General features: G+C 67.1%; 16 protein-coding genes. 9 read left to right on the top strand and 7 right to left on the bottom strand.

Going from position 1 to position 12,240, the window contains the following annotated elements:
• Window positions 1-6: 6 nt before the first annotated feature.
• Window positions 7-696, bottom strand: a complete 690-nt coding sequence (locus tag A5709_RS05875) for a hypothetical protein (protein WP_231986931.1) — start codon at window positions 694-696, stop codon at window positions 7-9.
• Between the two features lie 129 nt (window positions 697-825).
• Here A5709_RS05875 and A5709_RS05870 point away from each other — a divergent pair, with 129 nt between their 5' ends.
• The 6 genes from A5709_RS05870 to A5709_RS05845 all read left to right on the top strand — a co-directional run bounded on the left by A5709_RS05870 (window position 826) and on the right by A5709_RS05845 (window position 4,866).
• Window positions 826-1,308, top strand: coding sequence for a carboxymuconolactone decarboxylase family protein (locus tag A5709_RS05870; RefSeq protein WP_067944496.1), 483 nt, complete (start codon window positions 826-828; stop codon window positions 1,306-1,308).
• Between the two features lie 11 nt (window positions 1,309-1,319).
• A complete protein-coding gene (locus A5709_RS05865; protein WP_068118729.1) occupies window positions 1,320-1,949 on the top strand; it encodes a nitroreductase family protein in 630 nt (209 codons plus the stop codon).
• Window positions 1,949-2,443 (top strand): SRPBCC family protein, encoded by a 495-nt coding sequence (locus A5709_RS05860; protein WP_068118727.1) that lies wholly within the window; start codon window positions 1,949-1,951, stop codon window positions 2,441-2,443. The genes A5709_RS05865 and A5709_RS05860 overlap by 1 nt, the downstream gene beginning before the upstream one ends.
• Window positions 2,444-2,547: 104 nt before the next feature.
• A complete protein-coding gene (locus A5709_RS05855) occupies window positions 2,548-3,099 on the top strand; it encodes a hypothetical protein (RefSeq protein ID WP_068118725.1) in 552 nt (183 codons plus the stop codon).
• A gap of 16 nt (window positions 3,100-3,115) precedes the next feature.
• A complete protein-coding gene (locus A5709_RS05850; RefSeq protein ID WP_068118723.1) occupies window positions 3,116-4,087 on the top strand; it encodes an FAD-dependent oxidoreductase in 972 nt (323 codons plus the stop codon).
• Window positions 4,084-4,866, top strand: coding sequence for an enoyl-CoA hydratase/isomerase family protein (locus A5709_RS05845; RefSeq protein WP_068118722.1), 783 nt, complete (start codon window positions 4,084-4,086; stop codon window positions 4,864-4,866). The genes A5709_RS05850 and A5709_RS05845 overlap by 4 nt, the downstream gene beginning before the upstream one ends.
• Here the strand turns inward: A5709_RS05845 and A5709_RS05840 are convergent.
• The 3 genes from A5709_RS05840 to A5709_RS05830 all read right to left on the bottom strand — a co-directional run bounded on the left by A5709_RS05840 (window position 4,863) and on the right by A5709_RS05830 (window position 6,701).
• The gene (locus tag A5709_RS05840; protein WP_068118718.1) at window positions 4,863-5,255 is read right to left on the bottom strand and encodes a phage holin family protein; all 393 of its coding nucleotides are present in this window, start codon (window positions 5,253-5,255) and stop codon (window positions 4,863-4,865) included. The two genes, A5709_RS05845 and A5709_RS05840, sit on opposite strands and share 4 nt — an antisense overlap.
• Before the next feature lie 66 nt (window positions 5,256-5,321).
• Window positions 5,322-5,558, bottom strand: a complete 237-nt coding sequence (locus tag A5709_RS05835; RefSeq protein ID WP_068118715.1) for a hypothetical protein — start codon at window positions 5,556-5,558, stop codon at window positions 5,322-5,324.
• Window positions 5,559-5,636: 78 nt separating this feature from the next.
• Window positions 5,637-6,701 carry an amidohydrolase family protein gene (locus tag A5709_RS05830; RefSeq protein WP_068118712.1) on the bottom strand — a complete coding sequence of 355 codons (1,065 nt, stop codon included), beginning with the start codon at window positions 6,699-6,701 and terminating at the stop codon, window positions 5,637-5,639.
• 52 nt (window positions 6,702-6,753) lie between these two features.
• Between A5709_RS05830 and A5709_RS05825 the strand changes: the two genes are divergently transcribed.
• A complete protein-coding gene (locus A5709_RS05825) occupies window positions 6,754-8,016 on the top strand; it encodes a sialate:H+ symport family MFS transporter (RefSeq protein ID WP_197520085.1) in 1,263 nt (420 codons plus the stop codon).
• 73 nt (window positions 8,017-8,089) lie between these two features.
• Here A5709_RS05825 and A5709_RS05820 read toward each other — a convergent pair whose 3' ends face one another.
• A complete protein-coding gene (locus A5709_RS05820) occupies window positions 8,090-9,376 on the bottom strand; it encodes a competence/damage-inducible protein A (RefSeq protein ID WP_068118710.1) in 1,287 nt (428 codons plus the stop codon).
• A gap of 85 nt (window positions 9,377-9,461) precedes the next feature.
• The gene (locus tag A5709_RS05815) at window positions 9,462-9,767 is read right to left on the bottom strand and encodes an MTH1187 family thiamine-binding protein (RefSeq protein ID WP_068118707.1); all 306 of its coding nucleotides are present in this window, start codon (window positions 9,765-9,767) and stop codon (window positions 9,462-9,464) included.
• Between the two features lie 40 nt (window positions 9,768-9,807).
• Between A5709_RS05815 and dtd the strand changes: the two genes are divergently transcribed.
• Both dtd and A5709_RS05805 read left to right on the top strand, forming a co-directional pair.
• On the top strand, window positions 9,808-10,239 hold the full coding sequence (gene dtd, locus A5709_RS05810) for a D-aminoacyl-tRNA deacylase (protein ID WP_068118704.1): 432 nt from the start codon (window positions 9,808-9,810) through the stop codon (window positions 10,237-10,239).
• Between the two features lie 55 nt (window positions 10,240-10,294).
• On the top strand, window positions 10,295-11,206 hold the full coding sequence (locus A5709_RS05805; protein WP_068118701.1) for a class I SAM-dependent methyltransferase: 912 nt from the start codon (window positions 10,295-10,297) through the stop codon (window positions 11,204-11,206).
• 6 nt (window positions 11,207-11,212) lie between these two features.
• Here the strand turns inward: A5709_RS05805 and A5709_RS05800 are convergent, their stop codons facing one another.
• The gene (locus A5709_RS05800) at window positions 11,213-12,238 is read right to left on the bottom strand and encodes an alcohol dehydrogenase catalytic domain-containing protein (protein WP_068118700.1); all 1,026 of its coding nucleotides are present in this window, start codon (window positions 12,236-12,238) and stop codon (window positions 11,213-11,215) included.
• Window positions 12,239-12,240 lie beyond the last annotated feature (2 nt).

The raw sequence follows: 12,240 nt of genomic DNA, 5'->3' as shown, positions 1-12,240 counted from the left end.
TGCGGCTCAGTAGAAGGGTGACCATGCGGAGGTGCGCAGCAGCCGACTGGTCCACTGGTCGCGCAGGTCGAGAGCGTCGTGCATCCACGTGCCCGGTGCGCGGTATTCGGCGGGAATCCGCGTCTGGAGCAGCCCGAGCAGCTGATCGGGCCGCTGGACGCGCTGCATCAGGACGACCTCCCGGCGTAGGTGGCTGCCCAGCGCGGGCTGAAAAGCCGCCTGTATCGCCAGCATTGAAGACGGTCGCCGGAGGCTCTGCGCATACACGCCGCCGCTGCGGGCGATGTATTCCTCGAACTTGTCCGGATAGGGCCACATGGTGTCTTCCATGTAGAGGGTGAGTTCGTGCTCCCGGCCGTCGACCGGCACCTCCCCCAGCGGCTCGTCCTGCAGCGGCGACCACGGCAGAGGCGCCAGCAGTTTGGCCTCGACGTCGTAGCGCAGCTCATCCAGCTCGCGCATCCACGCCTGCAAATCACCCTGCTGCACCCGGAGCGCAAGGCGCTCCCACGCCGCCCCGTCCCGAACGGCGGTGACGGTCACGACGGTGTAGGACGGTCCGCTGCCCTGGGCGTGGTCGGCGTACCAGAGCAACCGGGCGTCGTCACCGTCGGCGAGCATGGGCATCCAGCCCTGTCGGAACGCGGCCTCGAAATCGTCTTCGCAGCGGCCGCGCACCTTATGCACCTCGTGCATGAACAGCACGCCGAGACGGTAACTCCGAACGCGTTGTCGGGTCTACAACCGCGCGATTACGCCCTGGACAGTCGAGTTGCGAACTGGTTTGCTCGACTCAGTAATTAACTCACCGGGCAGGAGTCGCCGATGGCCCGTCTCAACGTGCCGGATGGCCCCGGCGGCGAAGCCGCCATGATCTGGACGCTGCGGCCGCAACTCGGCGACATGGTGGAGCGGATGATCCGCGGCGCCTACCAGCAGAGCGTTCTGCCGGCCGACGAGCGCGAACTGGCCAGGATGCGCATCGCCCAGATCAACGACTGCGTCGCCTGTTCGGACTTTCGGGCCCAGTCGGTGCTGGACGCCGGGGTCACGCCGGAGCTTTACGACAACGTCGCGGCGTACGCCAGCTACCCCGGCTACACGCCCCGCCAACGGCTTGCCATCGAGTACGCCGAGCGCTTCGCCACCGATCATGGCTCGCTGGACGACGCCTTCTTCGCGCGTCTGCGCGAGTCGTTCTCCGACCCCGAGATCCTGGATCTCACCCTGTGCGTTGCGGTATTTCTGGGCCTGGGCCGCTCGTTGACCGTGCTCGGCGTCGACCAGTCTTGCGCAATCGATCTGTAGTAAGGAGCCGAATGGACCTGGCGACCGTCGACGAATTGCTGACGACGACGCGGTCGGTGCGTAAGCGCCTCGACTTGGACCGGCCGGTCGGCCGCGAGGTGATCCTCGAGTGCATCCGGCTGGCGATGCAGGCGCCCACGGCGAGCAATGCGCAGGACTGGCGCTGGCTGGTGATCACCGACGCCGACAAGCGCGCCGCGATCGGCGAGATCTATCGCGGCATCGGCGCCGAGTACCTTGCGTACGCGACCAAACAGGCGTCCGACCCGCAGACCCGGCGCGTGTACGCCGGCGCGCTGGCCCTGACCGACACGCTGGGCAGGGTCCCCGTGCACGTGATCCCGTGCCTGGCGAACCGCATCGACAACTCCACTCTGCTGACCGCCGCGTCGGCGTGGGCGTCGATCATCCCGGCCGGCTGGAGTTTCCTGCTCGCCCTGCGGTCGCGGGGGCTGGGATCGGTATGGACGACGATGCATCTGGCCAAGGAACGGGAAGTGGCCGAATTGCTCGGTATCCCGGACACGGTGACGCAGGCCGCCCTTTTCCCGGTGGCCTACACGATCGGTACCGACTTCCGGCCGGCCACGCGCCCGCCCGCGGAAACCGTGACGTTCTGGGATAGCTGGGGAGACGGCTGATGCAGTCCTACACCGTGCGATTTCACGTCGACGCACCGCCGGCGAAGGTGTGGCGGGTGCTGCATCCGCCCGCACCGCCCGACGCGCCGCGGCCCCGAGTCCTCACATGGCCCACCGGCAGCATGGAAATCCTCAACGAGGGCAACGAGGCCGGCGAGGGTCTGGTCCGCACCTGCGTCTACCCGGTGCCCAAGTACCTGCTGTCTGGAGGCCGGGCGCGGTCGTGGGAGACCGTCACAGAGGCGGAAACCAACAAACTGTCACGGTACGTGGCCGTGGGCGCGCCGCTGTGGTCCCGGGCCGAGGGTTATCACCGGCTCGAGGAGCAGCCCGACGGCACGACGGTGCTGACCTTCCACGAGACCTACCACGCCTACAACCCGCTGCTGCGGTTCTTCCTCGAACGCCCGGTGCACGCGAAGATTTCTCGGGACAACCTGGATACGTACGAGCACGCGCTCGGCTACGCCGGCCGCGTGCGGCGGCTCCCCTAAGAGGTTCGTAGGGCGCCGTGACCATGGGTTACGCGTCCGGGGGTGCCGGCCGGCGGATGCCGCTTTGCGTGAATTCGGCTGCTCACCCGGTACGCTGACGTGCTATGGGGATTGAGGCTGGTGTACCGAGCGCGGGGCGGTTGGCGCTCGCGGCACTGATGGTTGCGGGCTGGGCGGTGTCGGTGGGCGTCGCGGCGGCCGACCCGGACCCGAGGGGACCCGCTCCTGGACCGCCGCCGTCGTCGGCCTCACCGGCACCCTCTCCCGCCGCCTCGCCGGCCGCCTCACCGGCACCGGGACCGAAGTCGAGCATCGATAAGGACGGCATCTACAACGTCGGGTCCGACATCGTGCCGGGCATTTACAGCTCCGGGGGCCCCGCCGACAACGGCACCTGCTACTGGAAGCGGATGGGCAATCCGGACGGCAACATCATCGACAATTCGATGAGCAAAAAGCCTCAGGTGGTGCAGATCGACCCGACCGACAAGGCGTTCAAGACCTCGGGTTGCCAACCGTGGCAGCTGACTCCGGACGCAACGCCGCCGCCGACTACACCGCCGGCCGGTGTGCAGAGCACGCTCGGCCTCCTCAACGGCCTGCTCGGTGGCGGCCAGGGCGGACAACAGCCTCCGCCGCCCGCCCCGCACAACTGACGGTTCCTGACGGGCCGTGGCCAGTGCGCAACAAGTTGTCGTCGTCGGCGCCGGTGTCAGCGGTCTGACGTCGGCCGTGTGCCTGGCCGAGGCCGGCTGGTCGGTGCGGGTCTGGACGGCCGCCACGCCACAGCACACGACCTCTAAGGTGGCGGGCGCGGTATGGCTGCCGCCGCGGCCGGCGGAGCGCGCAAGCGGAACGTTGGATTGGACCGAGCACTCCCTGCGGGTCTTCCGCGAACTCGCGGACGACGCCGACTCCGGCGTTCAACTGTCGCCGGCGATGGCGGTCGGTGAACTGACTGCGGCCGAGGCGATGTCGTCCGCCGCGGCGTTGATCCCCGACCTGCGCCCCGCCGACCCCGCCGACCTTCCGGGCGGCTTCGGCAACGGCTTTCGCGCCACGTTGCCGATGATCGATATGCCGCACTATCTCGACTACCTCACCCGGCGGCTTGCCGCGGCCGGCTGCGCCATCGAGGAGCGACCGGTGCGATCACTGGCCGAGGTTGCCGATGCCGCGCCGATCGTGGTCAACTGCGCCGGTCTGGCCGCGGGATCCCTGACCGGCGACGACGCACTGCGCCCGCTGTTCGGCCAGCACGTCGTGCTCACCAACCCCGGTCTGCGGCAACTGTTTCTGGAAATCAACGGCGGGCCGGAATGGACCTGCTACTTCCCCCACCCACAGCGCGTCGTGTGTGGCGGCATCAGCATCCCCGGCCGCTGGGACACCACCCCGGATCCCGACGTGACCGACCGAATCCTGCACCGCTGCCGCCAGATCGAGCCACGGCTCGCCGAAGCCGAGGTGATAGAGGTCATCACCGGGCTGCGTCCCGACCGCCCCTCGGTGCGGGTACAGGCCGAGCCGCTGGGACGGGGCCGGTGCATCCACAACTACGGCCACGGCGGCAACGGCGTGACCCTGTCGTGGGGTTGCGCGCGCGACGTGGTCCGTCTGGCCGCTCAGCGGGAGGCGCGGTGAGCATTGACTACACGCTGGACGCCCACATCGCCACCATCACGATCAACCGTCCCGAGACCCGCAACTCCCTGGACATGGAACACTTCCGCGACCTGGCCCACGCGTGGGCGGCGTTCCGCGATGACGGCGGCGCCTGGGTGGCGGTGATCACCGGTGTCGCACAAGACTTTTGCACCGGCGCCGACCTGAAGAAGTTCATTCCCGAGCTCACCGGCGATCTGCCGCAGCCCGAGGGGTGGAACAAGGACGACGCCATCCACGCCGTACTGCACCGCTTCCCCGTCTACAAGCCGATCATCGCCGCGGTCAACGGCACCTGCGTCGCGGGCGGCTTCGAGATGTTGAGCTCAACCGACATCCGGGTCGCCGTGCCCGCCGCGCGATTCGCGGTGATGGAACCCAAGCGCGGCCTTTTCGCCGGTGGCGGCAGCACCGTGCGGCTGCCGCGTCAGATGCCCTATCCGCTGGCGATGGAGTTGCTGCTGACCGCCGACATGGTAGACGCGGAGCGGGCGCTGGCGATGGGGCTGATCAACCGCGTCGTCCCGCCCGGACGCCTGATGGATACCGCGTACGACTACGCCGAACGCATCGCGGCGAACGCGCCGCTCGCGGTGTCCGCGACGAAGCAGTCGGCCGTCGAGGGTCTGGCGCTCGACCTCGCGTCGGCGTACGACAACGAAACCCGGCACAGCGACCGCATTTTCGAGACACAGGACGCCAAGGAAGGCCCGCGGGCATTCGCCGAGAAGCGTCCGCCGCGATGGCAGGGCCGCTAGCGCCGGCTGACGTCCCGAATGATCAGCGACAGCACCCAGCTCACGATGGACAACACGATCGCGGCCCAGATCGCCGTCCACCAGAAATGATCGATCTGCAAACCCCAGTGTGTGGTGTGCTCGGTGATCCACGCGGTGATCCACAACATCAGCGCGTTGACCACGACATGGAACAAGCCCAGGGTCAGGATGTACAGCGGGATCGACAACAGCTGGACGACCGGTTTGATGAACGCGTTGACCAGACCGAAAATGATGGCGACGACGAAGATGATGCCGACCCGCTCCAGCTTCGTGTCGCCGCCGACGAACGTGATCCCGTGGACGAACTTCGTGACCAGCCATAGCGCGAAACCGGTCAGTGCGGCGCGAATCAGGAAAGGGCCCATGCCCAAGATCCTCTCACCAGACGTGCGCGAAGCGCAGCCTGTCGAGTTGACTGCTGATACTGCTCGCTAAGCGTCGTCGCGCTGCGACAGGTACTTCACCATCTGGCACAGGTTGACGACGGCAGCGCTCAGTTTGTAGATGGTGGCGTCGCGATCTGCCACGCACGCCTGCCAGTCGGCGAACTCCTGCGGGGGTTTCTGGTTGTCCGCGTTGAGGTGGATCTTCTGCTCGATCTGGTCGCACAGGTCCGCGAGGGTCAGCTGCCCCGGCGCGCTGATATCGGAGAACCATTTATCAGTCATGTCGGATGGCCGCCTCCCCAAAATTTCAGGTTGCTCACGAGAATATCGGGTCGTCTGTCACGAGGATTGCGCAGCCGCTCAATTCAAGTTGTAGAAGCGCTGCGCGTTCAACCCGCCGATCTTTTCGCGGGCCTCTTCGCTGATATCCGGGCGGGTCCGCAGGTGCTTGGTGCTTTCCGGCCATTCACCGTCCCAGTGCGGGTAGTCGCTGGCGAACATGATGAAGTCGGACCCGAGCACGTCGATCACTCCGGGCAGGATCGGTTCCTCCGGCTCGCACGTCACCCAGATGTTGCCCGCGGACAGGTACTCGTGCGGATCGCGCTGCCAGCCGCGTTCGACCCAGTCGCCCCGCTTCTCGTAGTGCTCATGCAGGCGATCTATGAAGAACGGGACCCAGCCCGCGCCCGCCTCGAGGAAGGCGACCCGCAACCGCGGGTGGCGCTCGAAGACGCCACCGGAGACGAGCGCCGTCATGGCCGTCATCTGGTCGAACGGGAAACTGATGCAGTGCACCTGAATGTAATTGGTGAAGCGGTCCACACCGATCTTCGGCAGGTGGATGCCCGGGGCGCCATGAATGCCCAGCGGCATGTCCAGGTCGACCGCGGCGGCGTAAAAGGCGTCCAGGTCGGGGTGGTCGAGATTACGCGTCTTGAGTGCCGGCGGAACCAGAGTCGCCACCAGCCCAAGCTCTTTCGCTTCGGTCATGACGTCGATCGCCGCCTGGCCGTGCTCGATGGGGGTTACCGCGACGCCGCGTAGCCGTCCACCCGACGGGGCGCAATAATCCGCGATCCACTGGTTGTAGAGCCGCGAGAACCCCGCCCCGAACTCGGGGTCCTCGAGCGTCGGGGCGCACAGGCCCAGGCTGGGGTACAACACCATGGTGTCGATGTGGTCGCGATCCGCATCCCCCAGCACGCCTTCGGTCGATCGGCAATGGATGTCGGGCGCCTTGCTGATGCCGTGTTGGGGCGGACAGCCGGCACCCGGTCCTTCGTCCACCGGATAGCTGCGGCCTTCGAACATCAGCCGGCTGCCATCGGCGGCGGGCTTGATGTACTGCGGCCAACGTTTGATCGCTTCGGTCGCCAACGATGGGTTCTCGGCGACATGTCCATCGGCGTCGATGATGCGCATGTATTCGCAACTTACTCTCGCGCCATCGCGCTCGGTACTGCACGATGCTGACGTGACAACTCAACGGTTGACCGCCGATCAGCGGAACTCATTCATCGCGGCGTTGTTGGGCTGGACGATGGACGCGTTCGACTACTTCATCGTCGTGCTGGTCTACGCCGACATCGCAAAGACCTTCCACCACAGCAAGGCGGAGGTCGCGTTCGTCACCACGGCCACCCTGATCATGCGACCCGTCGGCGCGCTGCTGTTCGGGCTGTGGGCTGACCGCGTCGGTCGCCGGCTGCCGCTGATGGTCGACGTGATGTTCTACTCCGTGGTCGGCTTTCTGTGCGCGTTCGCCCCTAACTTCACCGTGCTGGTCATCCTGCGCCTGCTGTACGGCATCGGGATGGGCGGCGAGTGGGGCCTGGGCGCCGCGCTCGCGATGGAGAAGGTTCCCGTGGAGCGACGCGGATTTTTCTCGGGGCTGCTGCAGGAGGGCTACGCGTTCGGCTACCTGTTGGCGAGCGTCGCCTCGCTGGTGGTGATGAATTGGCTCGGGTTGTCGTGGCGGTGGCTCTTCGCCTTGAGCATCGTCCCCGCACTGGTCAGCCTGATCATTCGCTATCGGGTGGAGGAGTCCGAGGTATGGGAAGCCGCGCAGGATCAGATGAAGCTCACCAGCACCAGGATCCGCGACGTGCTGCGCGACGCAGCCATCATCCGCCGCTTCATTTACCTGGTGCTGCTGATGACGGCCTTCAACTGGATGAGCCACGGCACTCAGGACGTCTACCCGACTTTCTTGACGTCGACCGCCAACCACGGCGCCGCCCTGTCCAGCACGACGGTCAAGTCGATCGTCATCGTCTACAACCTCGGCGCCATCATCGGCGGATTGTTCTTCGGCACGCTGTCGCAGCGATTCAGCCGCCGGTACACGATCATCTTCTGCGCGCTGTTGGCGCTGCCCATCGTTCCGCTGTTCGCCTACTCTCGCGCGGCGGCGATGCTATGCCTCGGCTCGTTCCTCATGCAGTTGTTCGTGCAGGGCGCATGGGGTGTGATTCCCGCCCATCTGACCGAGATGTCACCCGACGCCATCCGCGGCCTCTACCCCGGCGTCACCTATCAGCTCGGAAACCTGCTGGCCGCGTTCAACCTCCCCATCCAGGAACGGCTGGCCGAGTCGCACGGCTATCCGTTTGCCTTGGCGGCGACCATCGTGCCGGTGTTGATCGCCGTGGCGTTCCTGACGCTGATCGGCAAGGACGCCACGGGAATTCGTTTCGGCACCGCCGAAAGCGCCTTCCTGCCGACCGAAGTGACGTGAGTTTGCCACGTCGAGATTGCCGCTATGGCCGTGTCCCGGACGCCGGCCACGACCGTGGCGGCAATCTCGGTAATTAGGAGCCGACCGACCCGGGACTGCCGAGCAGGCGCAGCAGCAGGTGCATAGCCACCGTCGTCGAGCGCTCCCGGATGTCCGAGCGGTTGCCGGGCAGCCGCAACGTGCGGGTGTCCCTCCGGCCGTCCGACAGCTTCACCGTGAAACAGACTGTGCCAACCGGCTTTTCGGGAGAGCCGCCGCCAGGACCGGCGATCCCGGTGATCGCGACGGCGGTGTCGGCGCCGAAACGGCGTAGCGCCCCCGCCGCCATCGCCTCGGCCACCGGCTCGGACACCGCGCCGTGGGCCGCGATCAGCGCCGGATCAACGCCCAGCAGATCTGCTTTCGCGTCGTTCGAATAGGCCACCACCCCGCCGGCCACATACTCCGACGACCCGGGCCGGTCGGTCAGTCGCGCCGCCACCAGGCCCGCGGTGCAGGATTCGGCCGTCGCGATCCGACGACCGGCCAGCGCCCGGCCGACCAGATCGTCCACGGTGGAACCATCTTCGGAGAACAGCTGCTGTGCGTGGCGGTCACGCACCAGTTGGATCAGCTTCGCGTAACTGGCGGCGGCGTCCGGCTCGTAGCGCGTGACCATCTCGACTTCACCCCGCCGCAAGCAGGTGGTGATCTCGAGTGACTCGAAGCCGGGCACCGAAGCCTCGGCGTCGCGCAGCGTCTCGGCCAGGCCCGACTCGGGCAGCCCGAACATTCGCACGGTCTCCTGCCGATAGAGCGTTCGGCCGGCGATCGCCTGCTGGGCGGCGGGCGTCTCGATGGCCCGGTGCCACATCGGCTGCAGCTCGCGCGGCGGACCTGGAAGCACGACGACCGTCGGCGTGCCGGGCACCACCACACCGGGAGCGGTGCCGACCGGGTCGAGCACCTGCGATCCCGCCGGAATCATCGCCTGCTTGCGGTTGGCGGCGCGCACCGCCTCGAAGTCCACGCCCTCGAAGCGCGCCATCAGCTTCTTGAGGATGTTCGCGATCTTGTTCTCGGTCTCGTCGTCCAACACCAGCTCGCGATTGCAGAACCGCGCCACCACCTCCACGGTCATGTCGTCGGCCGTGGGTCCAAGTCCACCGCTGGTGACGATCAGATCCATGCCCTGGTCCGCCATGAAGCGCAGCTGCGCCTCGATGTCTTCCGGGCGGTCGCCGCAGATCGTGATGTGCGCCAGCTCGACGCCCAGCTCCAGCAGGCGGTCGGCGATCCAGGGTCCGTTCGCGTCCTGGACGCGCCCGGTGAGAACTTCGGTTCCGGTGACGACGATTCCTGCGCGTGCGCTCACCGCCATGAGCCTACTGGCAGGGCTGAGAGGCCGACGTGACCAAGCTCGAACTTGACGCGGCCGGCAGCGCGTTCCGAGACGCCGTGGGCGGCTAGTCCTCTTCGAGGTAACGCTCGACGGAGGCGACCTTCTGCGTCATCGCGTCGCTGACACCGGCCCGCCAGTCCGCCTTGATCACGGTGCTGACCCGCGGCGCGCGGGCGGCCACCGCCTCGACCGCTCGCTGCACGACCGCCATGACTTCGTCCCAGCTTTCGCCCTCGATCACGGTGAACATCGAGTCCGTCTTGTTGGGCAGGCCGGAATCGCGCACCACCCGAACCGCTTCGGCGACGATCTCGCCGACCGCCTCCCCCACTCCCATGGGCGTGACGGAGAACGCGACGAGCACAGACACCCCACAAGCGTATCGAGCAGGCCTGGCAGCATCGAGGCCCATGCGGGTTTTGGTGCAGCGGGTCGCGTCGGCGACGGTGTCGGTCGGCGGCGAAGTGGTGGGCGCCATCCGGCCCGCCGGTCAGGGCCTGCTGGCCTTCGTCGGCGTCACGCACGACGACGATCCCGACAAGGCGCGGCGGCTCGCCGAAAAGCTTTGGTATTTACGCATTCTCACCGACGAACGCTCGGCTGCCGACGTGAACGCGCCGATCTTGGTCGTCAGTCAGTTCACCCTGTACGCCGACACCGCCAAGGGCCGACGACCGTCCTGGAATGCGGCCGCCCCGGGCACGGTCGCCGAACCGCTGGTCGCTTCGTTCGCCGAGGCCTTGCGGCGGCTGGGTGCCGAGGTGCAGACCGGGGTGTTCGGCGCCGACATGGAGGTCGAATTGGTCAATGACGGCCCGGTCACGGTGTTGCTGGAGCTCTGAAGGTACGTTGGACACGTCGATTTCTCGTGACCGATTGTTGACGGGAGGGGCGACTATGAGCGCGACGCCCGAGTTTGGCTCGCTCCGTTCCGACGATGACCATTGGGACATCGTCAGCAGCGTGGGCTACACCGCCTTGCTGGTGGCCGGATGGCGTGCGCTGCATGCCGTGAGCCCGGAGCCGCTGGTCCGGGACGACTACGCCAAGGTCTTCATCGAGGCGTCGCGAGACCCGTATCTGGCGGGGGTGCTCGCCAACCCGGGGACCTCCGAGGACGAGATGGCCTTCCCCCGGCTCTACGGCGTGCAGACCCGGTTCTTCGATGACTTCTTCGTCGCTGCCGGTGCCGCGGGCATCCGGCAGGCCGTGATCGTGGCCGCCGGCCTGGACTCCCGCGCATATCGACTCGAATGGACACAGGGCACAAAGGTTTTCGAGATCGACTTGCCAAAGGTGCTTGAGTTCAAGGCGCATGTGCTCGCCCAGCACGGTGCCAAACCCAAGGCCCCCAGGGTGGAGGTTGCCGCCGATCTGCGCGCCGACTGGTCGAGGGCTTTGGAGGCCGCCGGCTTCGACGTGGAACGACCCAGCGCCTGGTCGGTGGAAGGAGTGCTGCCCTATCTGACCGACGAGGCCCAGAACACACTCTTCACCCGGATCAGCGGACTCAGTGCGCCCGGCAGCCGAATTGCCGTCGGCGCGTTGGGGTCTCGTTTGGACCACGACCAGCTGGAGGCCTTGGAGGCAGCGCATCCCGGCGTCAACATGTCCGGGGACGTCGATTTCTCCGCCCTGACCTACGAGCCCCAGACGGACCCCGCGGAACGGCTGGCCGCGCATGGGTGGGTGGTCGAGCCCGTCCGCAACACGCTCGATCTGCAGGCCGGTTACGGGATGACCCCGCCCGACGTCGACGTCAAAATCGACAGTTTCATGCGTTCCCAATACATCACGGCAACGCGATAGAAGGGTCTAGGGCCTCAATAGGATTTTCACGTCGTCGCCCGACCGCGACGCCGCGGTCGCGTAGCCCTTGGGGGCTTCCTCCAACGGCAGCGTGGTGGTGAAGATTCCGTCGACGTCGAGCCGCCCGGACTGTAGCAGCGGGATCAATTCCGGCCAGGTGCGCTGCACCGGCGCCGTCGTCATCCGTAGCGTGATGCTGCGGATCAGGCAACCCAGGGCGTTGAGCGGGAACGGATTCATGTCGTGGACACCGACAACCGAGACCGTGCCGCCTGGTCGCACCGCATTGAGTGCATCCGTCAGGGACGCGTCCGTGGCGACGGCATCGATCACCGCGTCGGCGCCGCGGCCCTCGGTGCCGGCGAGGATGGCCTCGACCGCCGGCGCCTTGAGTGGCGTCGCGCCCCACTTGGCGGCCCGATCCAACCGACCCTGCACCTGGTCGACCGCGAAAACGGTTGCGGCGCCTTGAAACAGCGCGCTGCGCAGCGAGCACAGCCCCACGGCGCCCAGGCCGATGACCGCTACGGTGCCGCCGAACGGAATGTCGGCGCGCTGCGCCGCCGCCCAGCCCGTGGCGAGGTTGTCGGTGAGCAGCAGCGCCTGTTCGGTGCTGATGCCTTCCGGCACTTTGAGCAGTTGAAAGTCGGCCGCCGGAACGGCAAGTAGGTCGGCCTGCGCCCCACCGAGCAAACCGCCGCCGAAGATCTGAAAACCCCTGTGGCACATGACGGGATCGCGGGTGGCGCAGCCGGAGCAGGCTCCGCACCCGGTCACCGAGGACACCATGACGAGGTCGCCCACCTTGACGGTGCGTACCTCCGGCCCCGCGTCCACGACGGTGCCGATCGCTTCGTGGCCGAGCGCAATCGGGTCGGACATCGGGAAATCGGCCTCGTAGAAGTGCAGGTCCGATCCGCAGATGCCGGCGGCGGCGACCTCGACGATAGCCCCGTCGGGTCCGGGAAGGACGGGATCCGGTCGGGTGTCGACCCGGATGCTGTGGGGCCCGTCGACGACTACCGTTCGCATAG

The sequence above is a fragment of the Mycobacterium sp. E1386 genome, from assembly GCF_001672745.1.
Taxonomy (GTDB): Bacteria; Actinomycetota; Actinomycetes; order Mycobacteriales; family Mycobacteriaceae; genus Mycobacterium.
Note: the sequence above shows the minus strand (reverse complement) of the source record. Positions and strands in the feature narration are given on the sequence as shown.

What these genes read in the sequence shown, in the direction of transcription:
- A5709_RS05870 (WP_067944496.1), top strand. Translation starts at nt 826, where the DNA reads ATGGCCCGTCTCAACGTGCCGGATGGCCCCGGCGGCGAAGCCGCCATG.
- A5709_RS05805 (WP_068118701.1), top strand. Translation starts at nt 10,295, where the DNA reads ATGAGCGCGACGCCCGAGTTTGGCTCGCTCCGTTCCGACGATGACCAT.
- A5709_RS05800 (WP_068118700.1), bottom strand. Translation starts at nt 12,238, where the DNA reads ATGCGAACGGTAGTCGTCGACGGGCCCCACAGCATCCGGGTCGACACC.
- A5709_RS05835 (WP_068118715.1), bottom strand. Translation starts at nt 5,558, where the DNA reads ATGACTGATAAATGGTTCTCCGATATCAGCGCGCCGGGGCAGCTGACC.
- A5709_RS05865 (WP_068118729.1), top strand. Translation starts at nt 1,320, where the DNA reads ATGGACCTGGCGACCGTCGACGAATTGCTGACGACGACGCGGTCGGTG.
- A5709_RS05855 (WP_068118725.1), top strand. Translation starts at nt 2,548, where the DNA reads ATGGGGATTGAGGCTGGTGTACCGAGCGCGGGGCGGTTGGCGCTCGCG.
- A5709_RS05875 (WP_231986931.1), bottom strand. Translation starts at nt 696, where the DNA reads ATGCACGAGGTGCATAAGGTGCGCGGCCGCTGCGAAGACGATTTCGAG.
- A5709_RS05830 (WP_068118712.1), bottom strand. Translation starts at nt 6,701, where the DNA reads ATGCGCATCATCGACGCCGATGGACATGTCGCCGAGAACCCATCGTTG.
- dtd (WP_068118704.1), top strand. Translation starts at nt 9,808, where the DNA reads ATGCGGGTTTTGGTGCAGCGGGTCGCGTCGGCGACGGTGTCGGTCGGC.
- A5709_RS05840 (WP_068118718.1), bottom strand. Translation starts at nt 5,255, where the DNA reads ATGGGCCCTTTCCTGATTCGCGCCGCACTGACCGGTTTCGCGCTATGG.
- A5709_RS05820 (WP_068118710.1), bottom strand. Translation starts at nt 9,376, where the DNA reads ATGGCGGTGAGCGCACGCGCAGGAATCGTCGTCACCGGAACCGAAGTT.
- A5709_RS05860 (WP_068118727.1), top strand. Translation starts at nt 1,949, where the DNA reads ATGCAGTCCTACACCGTGCGATTTCACGTCGACGCACCGCCGGCGAAG.